We start from the raw sequence: 23,651 nt of genomic DNA, 5'->3' as shown, positions 1-23,651 counted from the left end.
ACCATAGTCTCTGCAATTCTTTACTGTTGTAATATATTAAAATAATCGCTATGGTCTATGGACTATCGACCATTAACCATTCTGCGCGTCAAATTGTAATTGGTTCAGGTAGCGGTACAAACCCTGCTCATTGCTGATGAGTTCCAGGTGATTACCACATTCAATGATCTCGCCTTTTTCCAGTACAATGATCTTATCAGCTTCACGAATGGTTGATAAGCGGTGAGCTATGATGATGGACGTACGATCCTTCATTAATTCCTCCAGAGCTTCCTGTACCAGGCGTTCTGATTCGGAATCCAATGATGAGGTAGCCTCGTCCAGGATCAATATTGAAGGATTTTTAAGCAACGCCCGGGCTATAGCGATACGTTGGCGCTGACCACCCGATAATTTAACACCACGTTCGCCCACCACGGTTTCGTAGCCTTCGGGGAAAGAGGTAATAAACTGGTGAGCATTAGCACGTTTGGCAGCTTGGATAATATCTTCTTTAGATGCACTCAATCGGCCATAAGCAATGTTTTCTGATATCGTTCCGCCAAAAAGCATCACATCCTGGGGAACTATGGCTACCTGGTTACGGATATCAGTGATAGAAAAATCTGAAGCTGGGCGACCATCAAACAAAATATTTCCACTTTGTGGATGATAGAATTGCAGTATCAAGGATGCCATGGTTGATTTACCCGAACCACTCGGCCCAACAATAGCCACTTTTTGACCAGCCGCCGCATCAAAGGAAATGCCCTTTAAAACGGTAAGCTCCGAACGGGAAGGGTAGGCGAACACCACGTTGTCAAAAGCAAGATTGCCTTTGATTTTTTGATCTACCTGGTTGTTATTTTCAATCATTTGTATGTTTTCGCCTTGTTCGGCCAGTATTTCCAGTACGCGTTCGCTTGCGCCAACAGCTTTCTGTAAATTGGCATAAAGGTCTGGAAAAGTGCCCATAGCGGCGCCTACGAATATAGAGTACATGATAAACGTAGTCAAATCACCCACCAGGATCTCATGGTTGCTCACCAGTACCGATCCATACCATATCACACCTACGAAGGTGCCGAACAAACAAAACACGATAAAGGATGCAAATATCCCGCGAAATTTGGCACCTTTTACGGCTATATTCACAACTATACGCAAAATTTTGTCATAGCGGGTAGCTTCATAAGCTTCGTTCACAAAAGCTTTTACGTTGGCGATGCCTTGCAGGGTTTCTTCAACAATGGTATTTGATTCAGCCAGCCTGTCCTGCGCCTGGCGTGATAGTTTGCGGATATATCTTCCGAAAAACACAGCAAAACCTACCAGGAAGGGGAGGATAGCCAGTAAAGCCAGGGTTAATTTTATCGATACCACCGCTAATAAAATAACACTGCCTACCATGATCACCAATTGCCTGATGATCTCGGCAAAAGTAGTGGTTAAAGTATCCTGGATCTGTGACAGATCGGCTGAGATGCGGCTGTTCAGTTCACCAACACGGCGATTGGCGAAAAAGTTCATGGGCAGCGTGATCAGCTTAAAATAGGTATCACGACGGATATCGGCCAATGATTTTTCGGCGACCTGTACAAACCAAACTACCCGGAAAAAGGAAACAAAAGCCTGACCGAATAGCAACACAAAACCAGCAATGGCGATGGCATTAAGACTATGGGGTAAATAACTGTTTGGGTATTTACCTTGCGCGGCATCTATTAAAGCGCCCAGAATTTTAGGAAATGCAAGGCCCACCAGGCTGGATATGAACAAAAATATCAATCCTGCTATAAATTTGCCCCGGTAAGGTTTAATGTAATTGAGTAGCTTACGGATGTTTTGTATGCTCTGCCTGTTTATTTTTGCTTTGGGTAATTCTGCTTCTGCTTTAGCGCCACTATTCAGCCGTCCTCTTGCCATGTATGTATTTAAATTCTAAACTCTAAGTTCTAAACCCGGGATAAAGTACCGGCTCCAATCCGCAAAATTACACCTTAACTTTACTTTTTCTGCTTATCAGAAATAAAATTGACGCAATCATGAGAACAATGATCAAAATATAGATGCGTTGCATGGTGGCAGCTCGCTGAGCATCTGCTTTTAACGCTACATTTTGCTGCCTTAATTTGCTGATCAGGTTAACGTAGTTCTGGTTAATGGTTTCGGCCTCTTTGGAGTGATTCTGGATCTGCCTTTGCTGAAAGGCGCGGTATTCCAACAGGATCTTTAACTCTTTGTAAATGTTATCATCGGTCTTCACAATATCCATCAAAATATCATTCGACCGGCGGATATCCCCCTTGGTTTGAAAGCCAAATATCCCGGTATGCTCACTAAGGCTTTGGCTGTACTGGCCAAACCGTACTTTGCGCATATCCAGCATGCTGTTTATTTTTTTTCGCTGTAGCTGATAAGCGATGGAATCGGCACTGATCTGTGTATTGGTTTGCGCCACTAAATCAGTAAACAAAAAAAGGACAATGCAGAGCGACAGGATTTGTTTCATCATACTATTGAAATTCAATGATTACCTTATCATTCAAATTTAAACCCAGCAAACCACTGGCATTGCCCTTATTAATGGCTATCTCCAGGTGATCGCTTATCCCAAACAGACACAACTTTTCGCCAACAGGCACTTCATTATAATGCCAGCTCAGGTGATTGATGGTTTCGTTGCGTTTAAAGTTCAATACAAATTTTCGCCCCTGTTGTACGCTATTGAAAAATTCCTTGGTAATGTTGGTGATCACGTTTTGAAATGAATCAATATAGATCACCACGCCCTTGATCAGGTTTTTTTCGATAACCGGTTGCAGGTTCATCTTATTTTCGATATCCTGTACCGGGATACCTATCTCGCTGAGCTTGCCGCCTTTGGCCAGGTGGCATGCTGCTTTTACAAAAATATCGGCCAGTGGAAAATGCAAAAATTTAAGATCCTGCATAATGTTTATTTCCACGATCTCTTCGGGCGTTTCCTTAAACATCAATGAAAAAATGCCATTATCGGCCCCCACAAAATAGTGGTTTTTATATTTTACAGCCAAAAATTTGGTGTGGTCGTTATAAACGGTATCGATACCAATAAGGTGCACCGTACCATCGGGAAAGTAGTAAAAACTGTTTTTCAGGATAAAGGCCGCTTGCTGCACATCAAACGCGGCAACGTTATTGGTAATGTCAACAATATTCACTGTAGGCAACAATTTGTAGATGCTGCCTTTTAATGCAGCCTGGTAAATATCTTTATCGCCCAAATCAGTAGTTAATGTTATTATTGCCATTAATTTTATAATATTTATTGCTAATCTTGTAGTAGCATTTGAAGCTACAAATATTCAATTTTTAATTCATAAAAATCCGTAACTAAAAATCAAATTAGTATTGAACGAGCTAAAGCTATCTATTGAAAATGTAAATCCGGCAGTATTGTGGGGGCCAAATAATGATCATTTTGAGATCATTAAGAAACAATATCCTAAGCTTAAAATAGTTGCACGTGGCAGCGAAGTTAAAATTCTGGGTGATGATCACGAACTGAATATTTTTCAGGAAAAATTCGATCACCTGCTACAACACGTAGAGAAGTTCGAAAACCTGAATATTACCGACCTGGAGCGCATCCTGGGTTCCAAAAATACTAACGCGCCAGCGGCTGATCCGTCGGCGGATAAATTTGCCAGCGGCGAAGTGATCGTTTTTGGACCCAACGGCGTAATGGTTAAAGCCCGTACAGCTAATCAGCGCAAAATGGTTGATTGCATCAATAAAAGCGATATACTTTTTGCCATAGGGCCCGCCGGTACCGGTAAAACCTATACAGCTGTAGCTTTGGCGGTAAGGGCACTCAAAAACAAGGAGATAAAAAGGATAATCCTGACCAGACCTGCGGTTGAAGCAGGGGAGAACCTTGGATTTTTACCGGGCGACCTGAAAGAAAAGATAGATCCGTATCTGCGACCTTTGTACGATGCGCTTGATGATATGATTCCGGCCGAGAAACTGAAGTTTTACCTGGAGAACCGTACCATCGAGATAGCACCGCTGGCATTTATGCGTGGCCGTACACTTGACAATTGCTTTGTGATATTGGACGAGGCACAGAACGCTACCGATATGCAGCTCAAGATGTTTTTAACCCGTATGGGGCCATCGGCCAAGTTTATTGTTACCGGCGACGTTACCCAGATTGACTTGCCTAAAAAACAACAGTCGGGCTTGCATACCGCCCTGCGCATATTAACAGATATTAAAGGAATAGAGATTGTTTACCTGAGCGGCGAAGACGTAGTAAGGCACAAACTGGTACGTAAAATACTGGAAGCTTACGGGGATATACAATAAGGTTTTAGTATCAAGTAGTTTAGTTGGTATCAAGTAACTAGTATCAAGTATCAAGATTTTTGATCCCTGTATTGATTATTTGAAGCTGAAGTTAAACGCAAGCAATGTACTTGCTACTTGATACTAGTTACTTGATACTAAAAAAAGAATGAACGCGATAAAAGAAACACATTTTAACTTACCCGGCCAAACTAACTACTACAAAGGCAAGGTTCGTGATGTTTATACGATTGATAATAAATTCCTGGCTATGGTGGTTACCGACCGCATATCAGCTTTTGATGTGGTGCTGCCAGAGCCTATCCCTTACAAAGGACAAGTACTTAACCAGATAGCGGCCCGATTTTTAGAAGCTACTGCTGATATTGTACCCAACTGGGTAATAGCTGTACCCGATCCGAGTGTTACCATCGGACGCATTTGTGAGCCTTTTAAAGTAGAAATGGTCATCCGTGGTTATTTGGCAGGCCATGCCTGGCGCGAATACAGCGCGGGTAAAAGACAGGTTTGCGGCGAAAGTTTACCCGAAGGCTTAAAGGAGAACGATATACTGCCTGAGCCCATCATAACACCAACCACGAAGGCATCTGTTGGTCATGATGAGGATATATCCAGGGCCGAGATCTTGAAGCAAAACATTGTTTCGGCTGATGACTACGCCCAACTAGAAGCATATACCAAGGCTTTGTTCAAACGCGGAACCGAAATAGCTGCTAAGCAAGGACTGATATTGGTTGATACCAAATATGAGTTTGGAAAAGTTGATGGCCAGATATACCTGATCGATGAGATACATACACCCGATTCCTCACGATACTTTTATAAAGAAGGTTATGAAGAGCGCCAGCAGAAAGGAGAGGCCCAGAAACAGCTTTCAAAAGAATTTGTGAGAAAATGGCTGATTGAGAATGGTTTTCAGGGTAAAGATGGCCAGGTAGTGCCGGTTATGACCCCTGAAATTGTAAAATCAATCTCAGAACGGTATATTGAACTATATGAGCAGATTATTGGTGAAGTATTTGTAAAGTCTGACAATGACAGCGTGCTTAACCGGGTTGAAACCAACATTAAAGCCGCTTTAACAAATTTGTAGTTTTTTAATTACCCGTAAAATTATCATATCTTAGCTTTCTAATTATTAATAAGAATGAAATTTACTGTCGATAAGCACGAGAAATATATTTTAGTGAAGCTTAATGAGTCAAAATTGAACTCATTGGTTACACCTCAATTGAAATCCGAGTTGATATTGATCAATACTGAAGGTCAGCGAAATATAATTCTTGATCTTTCACAGGTAAAATTTGCAGATTCTTCTGGCTTAAGCAGCTTGCTGGTAGGTCACCGCTTATGTAAAAATGCTACGGGATTATTTATCCTGGCAGGCTTAAATGACGCGGTATCCCGTTTGGTAACCATATCGCAATTGGATAATGTACTGAACATTGTGCCTACAGCCGAAGAAGGTATCGATCTTATTTTTATGGAAGAGATTGAAAAAGAGCTGAAAAAGGAAGCGAGATAAGGTGTATGATTGTTTACCCTGTATGAAATTTGAGGTAACAATATTGGGTAGCAGCTCAGCGACCCCTATTTTTAACAGAAATCCTACTTCACAGGCGCTCAATATCAACGAGCGCCTGTATTTAATTGATTGCGGCGAAGGTACCCAACAGCAAATGTTACGTTTTGATGTTAAGGCGAGCCGTATTGATCATATATTCATCAGTCATCTTCACGGCGATCATTACTTGGGATTGATAGGCTTACTATCGTCTATGCACTTGAATGGTCGTAAAAAAGCCTTGTATCTTTTCGGCCCAGCTCACTTAAAAGAGATTATTGACCTGCAGTTTAAGTATTCAGAAACAGTACTGCAGTTTCCGCTGGAGTTTACAGCAATTGACGCTCAGAAATCTGAAGTGATCGTCGATAATAGCGATGTTGTTGTAGAAACTATTCCGCTGGATCATCGTATTGCCTGTACCGGTTTTCTTTTTAAAGAAAAGAAGCGTTTACGTAAATTAATAAAGGAAAAAATTGAGGCTTTGAGTATACCCGTGGAGTATTATTCGGCCCTTAAAAGGGGAAATGATTATACATCGGCAAGCGGTGAAGTATATAAAAATGAAAGCCTGACCATCGATTCCCAGATCCCAAAATCATACGCGTATTGCTCAGATACATTATATAACGAGCAGTATTTTGAACAGATCAGCAACGTTACGATGCTTTATCACGAGGCTACCTTTTTAAATGATATGTTGGATAGGGCTAAAGATACCCACCATACCACAGCTTTACAGGCAGCAGAAATCGCCTTAAAAACCAAAGCTAAAAAACTGCTGATCGGACACTTTTCTGCCCGGTATAAAACCCTGAACGAGTTGCTTGACGAGGCCAGAAGTGTTTTCCCGGAAACAGAACTGGCTATTGAAGGGAAAACATTCCCGATAGAATAAGAGGCAAGATATCAGCGTCAGGAATCAAGCCTGGATATAGCAAAAAAGTGGGTTTACATGTAAACCCACTTTTTTGTATGTTTTTTATATTAACGCATTGATTATCAATTATATATATATAGATGTAAACCCTAAAAAGTGTAAACCATGTAAACCCACTTTTTAGCGCATATTTGCCGTCTTGATTCCTGAATCTAACTTTTTGATTCAAAAACTTAATCTTTTTTACCGCCAAAAACCGAGAAGCTTACATAACGTTTTGGATGTGCTTTCAGGTCGATGAACAGATTGTTGAGGTTATTGGATGCATCGGTAAGGTTTTTATACATCTTGTCGTCGTTCATCAGTAAACCTAATGATCCCTGACCATTGTTAATCTTAGCAATGGTAGCCTGTAGGTCGGCCATGGCCTTATTGGCATTATCTAATGTTTGTTTGATGTTGGCAGATGCAATATCATTGCTCACCTTTTCAAAATTGGCGGTCATGCCGTTTAAGTGGGTGGTGCTGGTTTTCAGGCTTCCTGATACCACTTCGGCATTAGTCAGGATACCATTAATATGGCCAGATTGAGAAGCTACCAGGTTATCAATCTTTTTAGTAGTACCTTCCAGCGTTTGCAGCGAATTAGCAATGCTCATAAAGCTGCGATCAACGTTTTTCTGGAAGTTAGGGTTTAATATTTTATTGATAGCCGCTAATGATGAGTCCATTTTTGTGATCAGCATTTCGGCTTTTTTCTGTATAGGCTGCAGGCTTTCGGCCAGGCTTCCTTGTATGTCGGCTTTTAAGGTGTCTTTATCTTCTGCAGCAACTTTACTGTTTCCTAGCTCAAAAACAATGGCTTTACTACCCAAAAGATCGGTACTGGATAATTTAGCCAGGGTATTGTTGGGTATAACATAATCCGGGTCGATCTTAAACTCTACGATAGTATGCCCATCTGGCTGCAATTTCATGCTTGAAACACGTCCAATCTGAAAACCGTTAACTAACACAGGCTTTGCCAAAGCAAGACCTTCCACACTTCTGTAAACGGCGTAATATTTATTAGAACCCGAAAAAACATCGTTGCCACGCAAAAAACTATATCCTAATATCAGTATAGTAATAGCTATGGCTGTAAGAGCTCCTATTTTTGTTTCGTTTGAGATTTTCATTAAGTAGTTGTTTTCGGGTTAATTTGTTTCTTCTATTTTAGATCGTTGATGTGATGTTATATAACAGGTAAAGCTAAACTATATTATTTTGAAACCTGCTCAACCTCGTTTTTAAAATTTGTTAAGGCCCGTACAATCGAGTTAACAATAGCATTTTGCCCATCCTCCGAATTTAGATATGCCTCGTCATCAGGGTTATTAATATACCCGGTTTCTACCAAAACAGATGGCATGGAACTATGACATAATACATAAATACTTTGGTCTCTTATACCTTCGCTCGGTCTGCCGTCTGTTTCAACAAATTCTTTGTTGAGTAATGTTGCCAGATTGATACTTTGCTGCCTGAATTTTCTTTTATACTCGTTTGTTAAAATAATAGTTATGGGGTCGTTGGGATCTAAAGCTCCTCCATCAAGTTCAGATTCACCCTCAACCTGATTCTTTTTGATCTCATTTTCTGCCTCTCTTGTGCGTTTTAATGCATAAACCAATAATAACACACCTTTACCAGAACGATCGGGAACCAAACTTGTTTTATAAACCGGTTTATGATGTTTAGTACCTACTCTTCTGCTTACGCGTCTATCCGATAAAGAATTACAATGTATCGAAATAAAAACATCACCTTTATTTTCATTGGCAATTTCGGCACGCCGCTCAAATGAAACATCATCTTCGGTGCTGCGTGTAAGTACTCCTTTTACACCTGGTATATCTTTTTCTACCGCTTTTTGCAATTTTAACGCGATGGCAAGCGTTACATTCCTTTCAGTAGAATATTCGCCTGATGCGCCATGTGAAAAGTGACCTACATTACTGGAAGGTTTACCCCCGTGGCCGGCATCAATAATAATAGTTTTGAGTTTAAAACCAGTGTTATTTATAACCGTATCTTTTTTTATGAAACCATAAGATGTGACCGGAAAATATGAAAGGAGTGCCAGCAATACCGATAAACTATAAATCAATCTTTTCAATGCCCTATTTTTCATTATTTTTGAACGCTGTTAACTTTATCTGCAAAAATACTATTCATAATCAATTTTGAAATCCACAACCTTCTTTTTTCTGCTTGCGATTATTTTAACGGTGAGTGTATTTTCTGCCGAAAGCAAAAATACATATAAAGGCTATAGCAGCAAACCTGTTATCGATACTATTATAAAACTGGATACCATTAAGGACAAGAAATTGCTTAAAGGCAAAAAGAACACACGCAACTCATCATCCAAAAATACCCCTGCTAAAACTGATACCACTCAAAAGAAAGCTGATATAGAGTCTGAGGTAAAAGCTGTTGCGGAAGATTCTACCCATGTAGATAATGAACACAATATTTTATATTTATATGGCCGTGCCCGGGTTACTTATGAGGACTTTGAACTTGATGCCGATTTTATCCGCGTTGACCAAAAAAACCACATCATATTCGCCCGTGGAAGTATTGACCCTCGTACGCACCGTTATGTAGGCCGACCTATCTCCAAGCAAAAGACAGAAAAGCCAGTGTCATCTGATTCGTTGTTATTCAATTACGAAACCAAAAAAGGAAAGCTATATAACCCGGCTTCAGAACAGGAGGGTAATTTTATATCCGGCGGGCAGGCAAAAAAGTTAAATGAAACTGAAGTGGCCTATCGTAATGTGATATTCAGTACCTGTGATCTCCCATATCCGGAAACCCATTTTGGTGTGGTGATAACCCGGGGTATTGGCGAGAAAAACAGGATCATCTCGGGCCCGGCATATCTGGAGATCGAGGGAATACCTTTGCCTCTGGCTATTCCGTTTGGATTTTTTCCAAAGCCCAACCAACGAACATCGGGTGTCATATTGCCTACTTTTGGCGAAGATCAGCAACTTGGATTTAAGCTCTCCAACTTCGGATATTATTTAGGGTTTAATGATTATATAGACCTTACCACCACAGCTACCGTGTATTCTAAAGGATCGTACGAATTAAATAGCGTTATGCGTTATTTAAAACGATATAAGTACACAGGAAACCTGGCATTAAGCTTTGGATCACACAACTATGGCTTGCCAGGTGACCCTGCCACAAAAGACATTCATATTGACTGGACGCATTCCCAGGATCCTAACGCTAACCCGGGTTCTACTTTTAGCGCATCTGTAAACGCGGGTACTTCCGGATTTTTCAGGAATACAAGGGGAACTGTTAACGTAAATACCATAGCAACGAGCAGCTTGCGTTCAAGTATATCCTATGGTAAAACATGGGCGGGTACACCATTCAACTTAAGTGTTGGATTATCGCACAGCCAGGATATTGCTAATAAAACAATTACTTTAGAGTTGCCAACAGTTGCCTTTGGAATGTCGTCCATAAATCCGTTTGATTCCAAGGATAGGGTTGGCGAGCAAAAATGGTATCAGAAAATTACGGTGAGCTATAACATGACAGCCACCAATAAGGTAAATAATATACCTGAGGCTGAGCTTTTCAAAAGCGAGACCCTTTCAAAGCGTCTGCAAAATGGTTTCCAGCACCAAATACCTGTTAGTTTAGGTCTTAACGTATTGAAATACTTTCAGTTTAATAGTAGCATTAACTATACAGAACGCTGGTATTTTCAAAGTATCACCAAAAGATTTGAACGGGGGAGCATCAGTAATTCAGATCAGCTGATTACTGATACCATCCCCGGTTTTAAACGCTCTGGCGAATACAGTATTAGTACGGGCTTATCTACCAAATTATATGGGCAGATCAATTTTAAACATGGTAATTTAAAGGCAATAAGGCACGTTATGACGCCTTCTATAAGTTTTGGTTACCGTCCCGATTTTTCAGACCCAAGTTTTGGGTATTATAAAACCGCAGTGAGTAATGCTACCATACCTTATCCATACGCGTCGCAAAAATATTCTATTTTTGATGGCGCTGTTTATGGAGGACCTTCTCCGGGTAAGCAAGCTGGGCTTAATTTTAGTCTCGATAATACGATAGAAGCCAAAGTAAAGGCTAAAAGTACCGATACATCCGGTACAGACAGGAAGATCACCATTTTGCAAGGTTTATCTTTCTCCACCTTTTACAATTTCGCAGCGGATACCATGAAGCTTTCGCCCATAACCTTTTCCGGGCATACCGCTATCTTTAATCAAAAATTGAGCATTAGTTTTCAGGGTACCTTTAATCCATACGTAACCGTAGTTCGCGACTCTATTCAAAATAATAACATAGTAAGATATAGTCAGCTTATCAACCGTTATAGCTGGCAAGACGGTAAGTTTCCGCAATTGGCAAACGTGGGTATATCTATGAGCGGTAGTTTAAATTCAACAAAGGCGGCAGCACGTGGTACCCCGGGCGCAGTGAATGGCCTGGCTAACCTTACGCCAACGCAGTCCCAGCGTTTGGCCTTAGTTAACAGTGACCCGAATGCTTATGTTGATTTTAATGTGCCTTGGAATATTAATTTCAACTATAGTTACAGTTACACCAACTCGTTAAATACGGTTAGTACAAGTAACACCGTTCAGATAAGTGGAGACGTTAATGTTTCGCCTAAGTGGAAGGTGCAGTATTCAACCAATTATGATATTAAAGCGGGTAAATTGGGAAGCGCAACATCATTTTCGATCTATCGCGACCTGCATTGCTGGGATCTTTCCATACAATGGATCCCTTTTGGTTATTTGAAATCATATAATGTTACCTTGAAGGTAAAATCAACTATATTGCAGGATCTGAAACTGAGTAAGCGAAATGATTATACCAACAGTGGAACTTTTTACTAATTGAAATGCTGGCAGAAATTATAACTATAGGCGACGAAATACTTATAGGTCAAATTGTAGATACCAATTCGGCCTGGATGGCTACAGAATTAAATAAGATAGGAATACGCGTAAAACAAATATCATCGGTATCTGATGATCGCGAACATATCCTTAAAGCATTAGCTGAGGCTGCAAATCGTGTAGACATTGTTTTTATTACAGGAGGTCTGGGGCCAACCAAGGATGATATAACCAAAAAAACTTTAGCCGAATATTTTGGTGTTGAACTGATAGAAGATCCTGATACACTTGAACATGTGAAGGGGATTTTTGCCCGGTTTAACAGGCCTATGATTGAGGTGAATAGATTACAGGCTTATGTACCGGCGAATTGCAAAGTGATCTTTAATCAGAATGGTACTGCGCCAGGTATGTGGTTTTATGAAAATAAGGTCACCTATATATCTATGCCGGGTGTACCTTTCGAGATGATGTACATGATGACAGAGCGGGTACTGCCACAGATAAAAGAGCTTTTTCAACTGCCTGTTATTATTCATAAAACTATTTTAACCGTTGGGGTAGGGGAATCTTTTTTAGCTGAACAGATCGCTGATATTGAAAACGACTTACCGCCACACATCAAATTAGCCTATTTGCCTAAATTAGGCATAGTACGCCTGCGCCTGAGCGCCTTTGCTGATCATGAGGCCGGTTTGCAGGAGCAGGTTGATCAGTTTGCCAAACGGATCATTGAACGTATTGGTGACGCCTATGTAATAGATCAGGATATTACCCTCGAAAAATCTATCTTGAATAAAATGGAAGCCAAGGGGCTTACCTTATCTGTGGCCGAAAGTTGCACTGGTGGATATCTTTCACATTTGTTCACGCAACATCCCGGTTCATCGACTGTGTTTTTGGGTGGTGGGGTAACCTATGCTTATGAACTAAAGGAAAGTGTTTTGGGGGTAAAGCACCAAACGCTCCTTGATTTTGGCGCGGTAAGCGAGCAAACGGTAAAAGAAATGGTTGAAGGCGCATTAAAAAATTTTAAATCGGATTTTGCGATTGCCATAACCGGCATTGCGGGGCCAGATGGAGGTACCGAAACTAAACCTGTTGGTACTGTGTGGATTGCGGTTGCGGGCAAACAAAAAATGTTGATAAAGAAATACACATTCGGAAATAAACGCATTCAAAACATCGAAAGAAGCGCTATAACAGCGTTATCAATGTTGAATACTTTACTCACATAAATTGTAAATTACTGATCGAAATCCCTAATTTTGGAAAAGAAACTATAATTTTAGCATGGCCAAATACCAACTGTTATTGCCAAAAATGGGTGAAAGTGTTGCAGAAGCAACTATAATTAAATGGACAAAAAATCCAGGAGATCATATAGACGCGGATGAAGCAGTAATGGAGATAGCAACAGATAAAGTTGACTCAGACGTTCCATCTCCTGTGGCTGGCAAACTTGTTGAACAGCTCTATAAAGAAAACGATGTTGTTCAGGTAGGATCAGTAATCGCGATTATTGAAACTGACGAAGCTAATTCAAGTGAGCCGGTAGTTCCGGCAACTACGCAACCTTTAGAAGAAACCAAACCAATCGAAGAAACGGCACCAACCCAGCTTGCCGCCCCAATAGCCGAGACAGCAGAACAGCCTGCTGCAGAAGCCGAGATTGCTTCTATACCTGGTTTGGATCAATTAACTAAAGCCAATGCTGCTACAGAGCCTACCGTATTTAAAAGTGAAGGTCGCTTTTACTCACCTTTGGTAAGAAATATTGCCAGCCAGGAAGGTATCAGTACCGACGAGCTGGATAAAATACCCGGAAGTGGTTCAGAAGGCCGTTTAACAAAAGATGATCTTTTGAATTATCTCCAGCATAAACAAAAATCAGCTCCTGCTCAAAAAACAGAAGAACCGGTACAACAACAGGCTCCGGTATCAGTTAGTGCTCCTGTAACAGCAAGTGCTTATACACCTCCTCCTGTAGCGGCACCAGTTGCGCAACCGGTTAAAGGAGAAGAACAACAAAGACCAGCTGCATCTGTATCGGGTGCTGATGAGGTTATTGAAATGGATAGGATGCGTCGTTTAATTGCCGATCATATGGTGATGAGCAAGCAAACCTCTCCTCATGTTACTTCATTTGTTGAGGCCGATGTTACCAACCTTGTGTTGTGGCGCGAGAAGGTAAAAAACAGCTTTGAAAAACGCGAAGGGGAAAAAATAACCTTTACACCAATCTTTATCGAAGCTGTTGCAAAAGCCATTAAAGATTTCCCGATGATCAACATTACCGTAAATGGTACCCAGATTATCAAAAAAGCAGCTATTAACATCAGTATGGCTACTGCTTTACCAAGTGGTAACCTAATAGTTCCTGTAATTAAAAAAGCCGATGAGCTAAATCTGCTGGGTATTACCAAAGCGGTAAATGATCTGGCCAACCGTGCCCGTGTTGGTAAGCTGCAACCCGATGATGTAAAAGATGGTACTTTTACCATTACCAATGTGGGTTCATTTGGCAATGTAATGGGCACACCTATTATTAATCAGCCACAGGTTGCAATTCTGGCTGTAGGCGCTATCAGGAAGAAGCCTGCTGTGATCGAAACAAAAGAAGGAGATATGATTGCTATCCGTCACATGATGTTCCTGTCGTTATCATATGATCACCGTGTGGTTGACGGTGCTTTGGGCGGGTCATTTGTACGCCGTGTGGCCGACTATCTCGAACAGTGGGATCCGAACAGAGCGATATAATTTAATTTATATAAACGCAAAAAGCCGGGTATTGCCCGGCTTTTTGCGTTTATTGGAGAATCATCCCTTTAATATTTTAGCCTTTTCGCCGTCGAACTCTTCCTGCGAAAGAATTCCTGCATCCAATAGTTCTTTTAAATCCAAAAGAGCTTGTTTTTTACCCGCCATATCATTTTTAGGGGCGGCCTGAATCGGCTCTGTCGCCTTAGCAAAATCTGAATTTGTGCCATTGGCCGGACTTGCCTTTAATAAAAGTTCCGTTATTTCATTGTAACCTTTAATGTTGGAGTAATCAATTGCCTTTTGCTCTTTGGCATTTACTATAGAAGCATCTGCATTGTTTTCGAGCAATAGCTTCACCATATCTTTTTTGCCGTTTGCCGCAGCATAATGCAATGCACTATTCCCACTTTCATCCTGCACATTAATTTGAGCGCCCTTATCCAGCAGTAACTTGATCATGCTTATATGACCACTTTTTGCTGCCACATGAATTAAGCTTTCGCCCCCGTAATTGTAGGTGTTACTTAGTGAAAAATTACTGTCAGAAGCCAGGTTGTTGGCGGTTTCAACCCAATCAAGGTAGGAGTACATCGAGTCGGTAGTGTCATTTACCGGTTTTGCATAATTAACATCAACGCCGTTGTTTAAAAACAGTTCAACGATCTCTTTTTGATTATTTGAGCAAGCATACCAAATTGGCGATAGTCCATTTTTTGAAGCCACAAAAACATTCGCACCTCTATCTACCAATAATTTAGTGAGCATGCGGTTGCTATCGTAACAACTTATTAAAAGGGCCGATTCGCCTGCATGGTTCACGTGGTTAATATCTGCTCCATTATCAAGCAAAAGCTCTACTATGGGGATGTTTTTTGATTTGGCCGCATACAACAGTGGTGAATTCCCTAATTTATCAGTCGTATTTATATTGGCTCCCTTGCTCAATAAAAGCTTTACAATTTCGCGGTTACGCCAGCCAGCAGCCACTAGTAATGGTGTTTCTGCCTCATTATTTTCTATATCTACATCGGTTGCTGTTTCTAAAAGTTTCTCTAAAATCTCAATCTGCGCATTGAGGGCGGTTAAATGTAACAGACTATTGCCTTTAAAATCTTTAATTGACGTATTTGCACCCTTATTTAAAAGGTACAAGGCTGTTTGTTTCTGCTTCTGTAATAGGGCAAAATAAAAAGGAGTTTCCCCGGCATGATCTTCATAATCCAGCACAGCGCCTTCATCAATTAATATTTTAACCAGATCCAAAAAGCCTTGGTGTGCCGCGTAATGCAGCGCCGTACGGCCTTTTTCGTCGGTATATTTTACATCAACTTCTTTGTTTTGTAATAAGAGCTCAGCAATTTTTCTTTTCCCGCTTTCGCAGGCTATGATAAAAGACATGGACATATTTAGGTAGATTTAATAGTTCAAGATTAAGCATTCTGCTCGTTTTTCATCAGGAGTTCAACCGTTTTAATCTTCAGGTTATCGTCAGATGCAAGCATTAAAGCGGTTTGATCTTTATTATTGGTGATACTGGCATCTGCGCCATTCTCCAATAGTAATTTTACTTTTCTATAGGTTTCTTTAGCTTTTCGCTCCTCATAGTTAACATTATAGGCGCAAACTTTATGCAGCAGGGTATTACCCTCATTATCCTGCCGGTTAATGTCTAAAACTCCGGTATCAATAATGGTTTCTAAAACTGCAGGATCTTTTTCGGCAATCAGGTTAACAGGGGTAGCAGGATTTTGGTAATACAGACTTTCCTGGTACAAATCGGCTCCGTCATGGATCAATTTGGATAATAATTCAAGCGTGCTTTCTGATGGGCCGGTTATCATCCTCATGTATTCAAACAGCAAACTTACCTGGTTTTTATTCAACAAATCAAACTGTGGACTATCGTATTCGCGCAGTTGATTATACAAACCTAAATTTTGCTGATGGACCACAGCATAGAAAAAAGCGGTATTGCCATCTTTATCTATATGATTCGGATCCGCGCCATTTTGCAATAACAGGTCGATGTATTCCTTCCTGTTGCGTTCAATGGCGGCTATCAATGGCGTTTTCTTAACAATATTGGCATCATTGATATCCAAACCTTCATTAATAAGCAAAGACAAATAGGATAATGAAAGCTCAGGATACCGTGAATAAGTATTAATAACCTGGTGGAGCAAATTTTCCTCCGCGTTATTTTTAAAGTTTATATTGCAACCGGCCTCGATCAAAATTTTGATGTGCTCCAGTTTGGCGAAATTTTCAAAGAAATAACTCAATAGCGTTTTAGTCGAAACCTCATCATTTATACTATCGAATTTGGTCATGAAATTCCTGAGAAAATAGCTGGACTCACTATCGTCAGATAAATTGCGAATTATGCTTGCAAAGATGCTTTTATCGAAACTATCATACTCATAAATGTCTGTTTCTATGGTTTTATCTTTTACAAAATAGTTCAGTATTTCAAATTGTTTGTCCCGAAGCAGTTTGTCGAAAATTTGGGATTTATTAAAGTCGAAGATCGTTTTTGGGAGTTTTTCACCGTTTTTTATGGATTCCAGGGCAGAGGCATAGTCGCCAGATTGAAGCAGTTGTTCCAGCATAAATTAAGTTTTCTGCCATAGCCTCAACATTTATACCAAATTACCATTGTTAGCCAACAGTAATTTGATAGTATGTTAAAGTGGAAAAGACAATTTATTTTACCAGTTCAAAACCCCAGTCTTTTCCTTTGTCGACAGCAGGTACACCTTTAGCCATCCAAACAGGCAGTGGAGCACCTTTTAAAAAGTGGTCAAAAAACTGCTGCTCGCGTATGGTGATGTCTTTGCGATTTTGTCTTAGCACCAGGTTATGCGCTTCGCCATTGTATTGTAAAAGCCAAACAGGTTTACCGAGGCGGCGTAAGGCCGTAAACATTTCTATACCCTGGTACCACGGCACGGCGCCATCTGCGTCATTGCTCATGATCATTACCGGTGTTTGCACTTTAGGGAGCTGAAATAATGGTGAGTTTTCGATATATAATTCCGGCTTTTCCCACAGTGTCGCGCCAATGCGACTTTGGGTTTTTTCATATTGAAATTGCCTGTTTACACCCGATTCCCAGCGTATACCACCGTAGGCCGATGTCATATTAGCTACGGGAGCGCCTGCCCATGCGGCTGCATACATATTGGTTTGTGTTATCAGGTAGGCTACCTGGTAACCTCCCCAGCTTTGCCCCTGAATACCGATATGGGCCGCATCCACCCAAGAATTCTTTTTAAGTGCTTCTACGCCCGAATTGATATATTCAACCGCTGATGCGCCGGGGTGACCGGTTTGATAGCTGATATCAGGTGCGAAAACCAAATAGCCATTACTCACAAAGTAGGATATCGGCAAACGGGAAGGAGTAGGGGCCGGAGCGATGTAGTTAAAAAGACCCTCCGATAGTTTTTCATAAAAATATACGATCATCGGGTACTTTTTTGCCGGATCAAAATCTTCGGGCTTATACAAAATACCCTCAGATTTGAATCCCTTTGGAGTTGTCCATTTCACCAGTGAAGCCGTTCCCCAGTTGTATTCCGATTGTTGGGGGTTGATATCGCTTAGTTTAGTTTCTTTTTTCAGATCGGTTGATACATACAGATCCGGTGGAAGCTCATAACTGGCTTTGGTGTAAATGTAGGCGTTGGCATTTTTAGCTTTCAACAGATCACCATAACTTACCGGGTTCATATTAACCTTTTCAGGAATAGCATTACTCTCGGGGTATTTGGTATAATAACCCCATTGTTTATTTACTTCATTTTGGGTTTGCAGCCACATCTGTTGCTTTAACGGAATATACTTTTGTTCAGGGTCTGTAGCGTCGTATCGGATGATCAATTTGTTTTTACGACCTATACCGTTGGTGAAGCTGGTTACAGCCCCTGTAGCCGGATCTATCTTCCAGATATCATATCGGTCGTATATCAAAAATGCTTTGTCGCCCTGCAGCCAACCGGCCATCCCATAATCCGGTGCAAAATCGGGAACGTCATTCAGTTCATCGCCCATTTTTGTGCCGATGGTGGCCGTGAGATTGCTTTTTTGTCCGTTAGCAATAGTATAACAAAACCAGTTTTGCTGTTCCAGATCAAACCAGATCACATATTTACCGTCGGGGGATATGCGGTACCTCGCCCTCGAACCCGCGTTGATGAGGCGTTTGTTACCACTTTTGGTATCAATCAAAATAGCCTGTTGTTTGGTGCCGCCTTGCCATTGTGCTTGTATGCGGGCTCCTGTATCAGTTACGCCCAAAACATAGCGGGCATCTTTATTTTCGGCCACCAGTACTTCCTGCACGGCCTTACTGCCCAATTGTAAGAGTTTTGGCTCAGCCTCATTGGGTTTTATTACCGCCAGATAGCTGCGTTTTAATTCTGTTTGCAGGTTTTTTAGCTGCTGTGGCTGCAGATAATCGTCTTTATAATTCCAGATATCCAGCTTCGCTACTTCAAAATCAACAATAGTAGTATCGGCAGGTTTGGGAATTGGGGCAGTTCCAAAAAATAAATTACCGCCGCTTTTGCTGAAATAAACCTTGCCATCGCCGCTTACCACCCAATGCTCTGGAATGCCTTTTGCCCCGGCCTCTGCTACAACCGCCGCGCTGTCGCGGGTACTGGTATAATAATAGAGTTTAAATGGTTTAACCAGTGCTTTTTCCGGATTCTTTTCAGCTGTGAAAGCCAGCTGTTTTCCTTCATCATCAATCGTAATATTGCGGTAATTACCCCGACCAGTACTAATAGCCTTAAGTGCGTTTTTATCAATATCATACACATACATACCCGATTTAACATCTTTCTGCTTTGCAGGCGCGGTTACGGCAAATGCCAATAACTTTCCGTTTTTGCTTAACTGGTAATCGGTGGCGTATTTGAATGTACGTGTTGTACCAGCGCCCCCCAATTTACTCACTGTTAAATCGGAGCCTTCATGTGTTGTGGGGGCAATAGTTGCACTTACAGCCTTCTTTGAAGTATCATTAGGCAGTGGTTTCTTAACTGTATCAGCGCTGGCCAGATAAGCTACAACAGCGGCATTTGCCGATAATTTAAACGATCGGATAGCCGGTACTTTGGTTATGGATTGTGAACCGAGTGTAATAATACCCATCGTATCCTTTGGAAAATCGGCCTGTTTTTTCTTCTTGATTTTAGCTTCGCGAATAGATTTATAAAAAGGTCTGATCAGGAAAGTAACAAACCTGGAGTCGCTACTAAAAGTGGCTGTATCGGCACGTGGTACCCTTATTTTAGCGGTATTAGTTGTATTGGTGATCACCAGTTCGGCATCGCCCTGTTGTGGTTTTATGACGTAAAATATCCATTTGCCATTATTGCTGATGTGCTGGTTGCTGATGCTTTGCCATCCATCAAAAACAGAATTGTCCAAAGGTTTTTTTGCAGCTTTTTGGGCGGATACACTAAGAAAACAAAAAGATGAAAATAACAGGAGTAGGGCTTTACGCATAGGAAACTTAAGTAAGAGTTAAATATGCTAAAAACAGGGCATTTATAAAAATTCAGCCACAGGAAAGTTACAATAGGATTTGAAAATAAGGTTGGTAAAAGCCCGGATCCATTAATTATAATGCTTGTTAGGTGAGTTATTTTGTGATAAAAAGTGGGTTTACACGGTTTACACTTTTTTATGGTTAACATGAAGTTAAATATTTGATAATCAATTTATTGTTTTGAATTTATATCGAATAATGCCTTAAAAGTGTAAACCCACTTTTATAACAAAAGGGGGGCTTCGGGAGACCACAAGGTGACTGTGAAATATAAAAAAAGAGACACATATGACGTGTCTCTTTAACCTGCCTTAAATGTAGAGACGCGTCGCATGCGCCTCTTAATAGGTAGCTTATATCATTGCTTTATTTAAAGCTTTAATGGCTTCTTTAAAGTCTTCGCGGGCTACCAGGAACTGGATGTTAACCTTGCGCAGGGCAAAACCACAGCTCTTAATATTGATACCTTTTTGAGCCAATGCTGTAGCCGATTTAGCCAGTAAACCCGGCTGATCCATATTGGAGCCAATAAGGCAAACCATAGCCATTTTTTCTACAGTTACTTTCTCATAGTCGTTTTCAAGATCCTGTATCAGTTTTTTATTAAAATCCTTATCCCATATCACTATCGAGATACTATTGGCGCTGGTGGCCTTAAAAGTGTAGCTCACGCCAAATTTATAGAACAGCTGCATGATATGGAAGTCGGTACCCACATTACCCACCATCGATGGGTCATAAATATCGATCATCAGCACGCGCTCGGTACCTGTAATTACTTCAACCCGTTTTTTGTCGCAAATGTACTCGCGGGTTATGAGTGTACCAGGGTGCTCTGGCTGGAAGGTGTTTTTGATCCTGAGGTCGATATCATGAATTTCCAGGGGTTTTGATGCCTTGGGGTGGATGGCTTCCATGCCCACATCTGCCAGCTGATCGGCCACATCATAGTTGGTATTACCTACGGGGAAGCAATTTTCCACACCAACCAGTTCAGGATCGGCCGTGCATAAATGATATTCTTTATGGATAATGGCCTCCTCCGGTTTAACGGCCACCGCTATTTTGCTAAAAGTAACCTCCGAGTATCCGCGGTCAAATTCGCGCATGATACCTTCGGTGCCTTTGGTGTAACCGGTTACAATAGTGATGGTATTCTCAAAATCAATATGTTGCAGGTCTTTCTTTATGCGTTGGTCGATGGTGAACGAGCGGTGGTCATGAAAGCCGCTCAGATCAACAAACGTGGCATTGATACCCATATTTTGCAGGATATTGGTAAAGTTAAATGCTGAGTGGCTTTCGCCGATTGATGCCAGGATCTCGCGGGCAGCCAGCAAAACGTCGTCTTTATTTACATAGCCCGAAGCCAGGATGTTGGCTATGTTTTCCAGATAAGTCTGCGCGTCTTTAAGGCGTTGCTCAATAAATTTATCGGCCTCGGCAATGTTTAATCCAAGGCTTTCATAACTTTTATTGATCTGCTTTAACTTTACTATAAGGGCCTTAAGCGGCTTATGAAAATCTTTATAAGTCGCCAGTTTATGGTAAACACCCGGCGCACCGGTTTTTTTGTTTTCGAGCAGGAGATTGGTTACCCCTGAAAAGGCCGATACGACAAAGATGCGGTTGTACAATTGTTGTCCGGAACGTTCAAATAGGATGATGTTTTTGATCACATCATTTAAGGCGGTCATAGAGGTACCACCGATTTTTTCGACTGTTAACATTTTTATAAATAAACGCTTTTAGCGCATGGGTGCCAAAACTGTACCATCGGTAAAATAATGGCTTTTTAGTTGATATGGCGCGTTCAAAGAATTGTTTTTTAGATGGTTATATTTTCTGTGCTAATTAAGCAGATATATCATATTGATACACCTGTTATCAAAATAAAAGATATTTTTTACGATATAATTATTCATCCTTCTTGTAAAGGTCGCCTGCCTTTTCGGCCGAAAGCTTAATGCCTTTGATCATGGCCGAGCTGAAGCCATTGTGCTCCATTTCATTTAAACCTGCAATGGTACATCCACTTGGCGAAGTAACCTTATCAATTTCCTGCTCGGGGTGTGATGCCAGCTGCAGCAGCAGATCGGCAGCGCCCTTAGCTGTTTGAGCGGCCATTTTTAAAGCATCATGTGCATGGAAGCCTATTTCGGTACCACCTTGCGATGCCGCACGGATAGAACGCAGGAAAAATGCTATACCACAGGCACAAAGCGCGGTTGCAGATGTCATCAGTTCCTCGTTGATCTGGATGCTCATTCCCACAGTATCAAAAAGCGACTTTACCAGGTTTATATTTTTATTGGTACCATTATCGGTAGCTATACAGGTCATGGAATGGCCAATAGCTATGGCTGTATTCGGCATGGCCCTGATTACCTGTACGTTCAGATCGAGCTGCTGGCGAATATCATTACAGGTAACCCCGGATATTACGGAAATGATCAATTGCTTTTCGGCTTTTATAGCAGGCTTTATTTCATCCAGTAGTTTGTTAAGTTGTTGGGGGAGTACGGCCAACACAATAATGTCTGCCTTTTTTACCGCTTTGATATTATTGTCGGTAGTGTGATATCCTAATTGAGCGTAATCAGCCAGGGCCGATACATTACGACGGGTGAGTGAAATTTGCTGGGATTTGCAAATATTTGCTTTGACCAATCCTTTGGCTAATGACAGCCCTATGTTACCAGAGCCTAAAATGGCTAAATGCTGTGATGAATTCATGCGTTTTTACTTAAACGTGTTCCAAATGGTTTATTTTCTTTTAATTGTCCCAGGTCGTCAGATTTACCTATGATCACTGCCTTAACACCGCATGCAATGGCGGTAAAAGCGTTATCAAGTTTGGGCAACATGCCGCTGTGTATAATGCGCTGGATCTTTAATTCTTCGTAACGTATCGGATCAATTTCCCTGATTAGCGAATCTTCATCATCAATATCCTGAAGTACACCCTTTTTCTCGAAGCAATAAATAAGTGTGGTTTCGTACAATGATGACAGTGATACGGCAAGTGCCGAGGCAATGGTATCGGCATTGGTATTTAATAATTGCCCTTCGCCATCATGCGTCAGCGCACAAAAAACGGGAGTGAAGCCAGCCTGCATTAAGCGACTTATATTTTCGGGGTTGATGGAATTTTCATCAATATCGCCTACAAAGCCATAATCAATGGTTTTTACCGGGCGTTTTTTGGCCTTGATAAAATTACCGTCGGCACCTGTTAAACCGATAGCGTTATTGCCAAAACGCTGTAGTTGTGCCACAATGTTCTTATTGATCAGGCCGCCGTATACCATGGTTACCACTCTTAGGGTTTCAATATCGGTAATACGCCTGCCATCAACCATTCTGGCTTCGATGCCTAACTCTTCGGCAATTTGGGTAGCAACTTTGCCTCCACCATGCACTAATATTTTAAAACCATCCAGCCCTTCAAAATCTTTCAGAAAATGATACAGATTTTCGGAATTATCAATTACGTTTCCTCCAATTTTTATGATGTACAGGCTTTTATTGCCTTGTAACTGGGCAGAATTTGTTGAAACTGTATCAATTTTGTCCATTATAATAGTAATATAACCCTCT

Annotated in this window: 18 protein-coding genes; 7 read left to right on the top strand and 11 right to left on the bottom strand. The window is 41.1% G+C overall.

Going from position 1 to position 23,651, the window contains the following annotated elements:
- Nucleotides 1-72: 72 nt before the first annotated feature.
- The 3 genes from FHW89_RS03965 to FHW89_RS03955 all read right to left on the bottom strand — a co-directional run bounded on the left by FHW89_RS03965 (nucleotide 73) and on the right by FHW89_RS03955 (nucleotide 3,272).
- Complete coding sequence (locus FHW89_RS03965; RefSeq protein WP_172333687.1) at nucleotides 73-1,905, bottom strand: ABC transporter ATP-binding protein; 1,833 nt, start codon at nucleotides 1,903-1,905, stop codon at nucleotides 73-75.
- Nucleotides 1,906-1,972: 67 nt separating this feature from the next.
- Nucleotides 1,973-2,494 (bottom strand): hypothetical protein, encoded by a 522-nt coding sequence (locus FHW89_RS03960; RefSeq protein WP_253952150.1) that lies wholly within the window; start codon nucleotides 2,492-2,494, stop codon nucleotides 1,973-1,975.
- A gap of 1 nt (nucleotide 2,495) precedes the next feature.
- Nucleotides 2,496-3,272, bottom strand: coding sequence for an S-adenosyl-l-methionine hydroxide adenosyltransferase family protein (locus tag FHW89_RS03955; protein WP_172333686.1), 777 nt, complete (start codon nucleotides 3,270-3,272; stop codon nucleotides 2,496-2,498).
- A gap of 100 nt (nucleotides 3,273-3,372) precedes the next feature.
- Here FHW89_RS03955 and FHW89_RS03950 point away from each other — a divergent pair, with 100 nt between their 5' ends.
- The 4 genes from FHW89_RS03950 to FHW89_RS03935 all read left to right on the top strand — a co-directional run bounded on the left by FHW89_RS03950 (nucleotide 3,373) and on the right by FHW89_RS03935 (nucleotide 6,794).
- Nucleotides 3,373-4,332 (top strand): PhoH family protein, encoded by a 960-nt coding sequence (locus tag FHW89_RS03950; protein ID WP_172333685.1) that lies wholly within the window; start codon nucleotides 3,373-3,375, stop codon nucleotides 4,330-4,332.
- 148 nt (nucleotides 4,333-4,480) lie between these two features.
- Complete coding sequence (locus tag FHW89_RS03945; protein ID WP_172333684.1) at nucleotides 4,481-5,425, top strand: phosphoribosylaminoimidazolesuccinocarboxamide synthase; 945 nt, start codon at nucleotides 4,481-4,483, stop codon at nucleotides 5,423-5,425.
- Between the two features lie 54 nt (nucleotides 5,426-5,479).
- Nucleotides 5,480-5,857 carry an STAS domain-containing protein gene (locus FHW89_RS03940; RefSeq protein WP_172333683.1) on the top strand — a complete coding sequence of 126 codons (378 nt, stop codon included), beginning with the start codon at nucleotides 5,480-5,482 and terminating at the stop codon, nucleotides 5,855-5,857.
- Between the two features lie 22 nt (nucleotides 5,858-5,879).
- The gene (locus FHW89_RS03935; protein WP_172333682.1) at nucleotides 5,880-6,794 is read left to right on the top strand and encodes a ribonuclease Z; all 915 of its coding nucleotides are present in this window, start codon (nucleotides 5,880-5,882) and stop codon (nucleotides 6,792-6,794) included.
- Between the two features lie 215 nt (nucleotides 6,795-7,009).
- On the opposite strand, the gene FHW89_RS03930 is transcribed toward FHW89_RS03935, so the two are convergent.
- Both FHW89_RS03930 and FHW89_RS03925 read right to left on the bottom strand, forming a co-directional pair.
- Nucleotides 7,010-7,954 carry an MlaD family protein gene (locus FHW89_RS03930; protein WP_172333681.1) on the bottom strand — a complete coding sequence of 315 codons (945 nt, stop codon included), beginning with the start codon at nucleotides 7,952-7,954 and terminating at the stop codon, nucleotides 7,010-7,012.
- A gap of 83 nt (nucleotides 7,955-8,037) precedes the next feature.
- Nucleotides 8,038-8,949, bottom strand: a complete 912-nt coding sequence (locus tag FHW89_RS03925; protein ID WP_172333680.1) for an N-acetylmuramoyl-L-alanine amidase — start codon at nucleotides 8,947-8,949, stop codon at nucleotides 8,038-8,040.
- Between the two features lie 52 nt (nucleotides 8,950-9,001).
- On the opposite strand from FHW89_RS03925, the gene FHW89_RS03920 reads away from it, so the two are divergent.
- From FHW89_RS03920 to FHW89_RS03910, 3 genes are read left to right on the top strand one after another with little or no spacing between them, the layout of a single operon-like run.
- The gene (locus FHW89_RS03920; RefSeq protein ID WP_172333679.1) at nucleotides 9,002-11,722 is read left to right on the top strand and encodes a putative LPS assembly protein LptD; all 2,721 of its coding nucleotides are present in this window, start codon (nucleotides 9,002-9,004) and stop codon (nucleotides 11,720-11,722) included.
- A gap of 5 nt (nucleotides 11,723-11,727) precedes the next feature.
- Nucleotides 11,728-12,963 (top strand): competence/damage-inducible protein A, encoded by a 1,236-nt coding sequence (locus tag FHW89_RS03915; RefSeq protein WP_172333678.1) that lies wholly within the window; start codon nucleotides 11,728-11,730, stop codon nucleotides 12,961-12,963.
- Nucleotides 12,964-13,018: 55 nt separating this feature from the next.
- Nucleotides 13,019-14,488 carry a dihydrolipoamide acetyltransferase family protein gene (locus FHW89_RS03910; RefSeq protein WP_172333677.1) on the top strand — a complete coding sequence of 490 codons (1,470 nt, stop codon included), beginning with the start codon at nucleotides 13,019-13,021 and terminating at the stop codon, nucleotides 14,486-14,488.
- 60 nt (nucleotides 14,489-14,548) lie between these two features.
- On the opposite strand, the gene FHW89_RS03905 is transcribed toward FHW89_RS03910, so the two are convergent.
- The 6 genes from FHW89_RS03905 to argB form a co-directional block, all read right to left on the bottom strand.
- Entirely contained in the window at nucleotides 14,549-15,895 is a 1,347-nt protein-coding gene (locus FHW89_RS03905) for an ankyrin repeat domain-containing protein (protein ID WP_172333676.1), read from the bottom strand.
- Between the two features lie 26 nt (nucleotides 15,896-15,921).
- Entirely contained in the window at nucleotides 15,922-17,100 is a 1,179-nt protein-coding gene (locus FHW89_RS03900) for an ankyrin repeat domain-containing protein (protein ID WP_172333675.1), read from the bottom strand.
- A 94-nt stretch (nucleotides 17,101-17,194) separates the two neighbouring features.
- Nucleotides 17,195-19,930 (bottom strand): prolyl oligopeptidase family serine peptidase, encoded by a 2,736-nt coding sequence (locus FHW89_RS03895; protein ID WP_253952149.1) that lies wholly within the window; start codon nucleotides 19,928-19,930, stop codon nucleotides 17,195-17,197.
- A 474-nt stretch (nucleotides 19,931-20,404) separates the two neighbouring features.
- The gene (locus FHW89_RS03890) at nucleotides 20,405-21,781 is read right to left on the bottom strand and encodes an aspartate kinase (protein ID WP_172333673.1); all 1,377 of its coding nucleotides are present in this window, start codon (nucleotides 21,779-21,781) and stop codon (nucleotides 20,405-20,407) included.
- A gap of 187 nt (nucleotides 21,782-21,968) precedes the next feature.
- A complete protein-coding gene (gene proC / locus FHW89_RS03885; protein ID WP_172333672.1) occupies nucleotides 21,969-22,787 on the bottom strand; it encodes a pyrroline-5-carboxylate reductase in 819 nt (272 codons plus the stop codon).
- Nucleotides 22,784-23,629 carry an acetylglutamate kinase gene (argB, locus tag FHW89_RS03880; RefSeq protein WP_172333671.1) on the bottom strand — a complete coding sequence of 282 codons (846 nt, stop codon included), beginning with the start codon at nucleotides 23,627-23,629 and terminating at the stop codon, nucleotides 22,784-22,786. The genes proC and argB overlap by 4 nt, the downstream gene beginning before the upstream one ends.
- Nucleotides 23,630-23,651: the final 22 nt, after the last annotated feature.

The sequence above is a fragment of the Mucilaginibacter sp. SG564 genome, from assembly GCF_013149275.1.
GTDB lineage: Bacteria > Bacteroidota > Bacteroidia > Sphingobacteriales > Sphingobacteriaceae > Mucilaginibacter.
The sequence above is the reverse complement of the archived record's forward strand: the minus strand, read 5'-3'. Positions and strand labels throughout refer to the sequence as shown.

Coding starts and splice junctions, on each gene's coding strand:
- FHW89_RS03965 (WP_172333687.1), bottom strand. CDS start 1,905: ATGGCAAGAGGACGGCTGAATAGTGGCGCTAAAGCAGAAGCAGAATTA.
- FHW89_RS03960 (WP_253952150.1), bottom strand. CDS start 2,494: ATGATGAAACAAATCCTGTCGCTCTGCATTGTCCTTTTTTTGTTTACT.
- FHW89_RS03955 (WP_172333686.1), bottom strand. CDS start 3,272: ATGGCAATAATAACATTAACTACTGATTTGGGCGATAAAGATATTTAC.
- FHW89_RS03945 (WP_172333684.1), top strand. CDS start 4,481: ATGAACGCGATAAAAGAAACACATTTTAACTTACCCGGCCAAACTAAC.
- FHW89_RS03940 (WP_172333683.1), top strand. CDS start 5,480: ATGAAATTTACTGTCGATAAGCACGAGAAATATATTTTAGTGAAGCTT.
- FHW89_RS03935 (WP_172333682.1), top strand. CDS start 5,880: ATGAAATTTGAGGTAACAATATTGGGTAGCAGCTCAGCGACCCCTATT.
- FHW89_RS03930 (WP_172333681.1), bottom strand. CDS start 7,954: ATGAAAATCTCAAACGAAACAAAAATAGGAGCTCTTACAGCCATAGCT.
- FHW89_RS03925 (WP_172333680.1), bottom strand. CDS start 8,949: ATGAAAAATAGGGCATTGAAAAGATTGATTTATAGTTTATCGGTATTG.
- FHW89_RS03915 (WP_172333678.1), top strand. CDS start 11,728: ATGCTGGCAGAAATTATAACTATAGGCGACGAAATACTTATAGGTCAA.
- FHW89_RS03910 (WP_172333677.1), top strand. CDS start 13,019: ATGGCCAAATACCAACTGTTATTGCCAAAAATGGGTGAAAGTGTTGCA.
- FHW89_RS03905 (WP_172333676.1), bottom strand. CDS start 15,895: ATGTCCATGTCTTTTATCATAGCCTGCGAAAGCGGGAAAAGAAAAATT.
- FHW89_RS03900 (WP_172333675.1), bottom strand. CDS start 17,100: ATGCTGGAACAACTGCTTCAATCTGGCGACTATGCCTCTGCCCTGGAA.
- FHW89_RS03890 (WP_172333673.1), bottom strand. CDS start 21,781: ATGTTAACAGTCGAAAAAATCGGTGGTACCTCTATGACCGCCTTAAAT.
- proC (WP_172333672.1), bottom strand. CDS start 22,787: ATGAATTCATCACAGCATTTAGCCATTTTAGGCTCTGGTAACATAGGG.
- argB (WP_172333671.1), bottom strand. CDS start 23,629: ATGGACAAAATTGATACAGTTTCAACAAATTCTGCCCAGTTACAAGGC.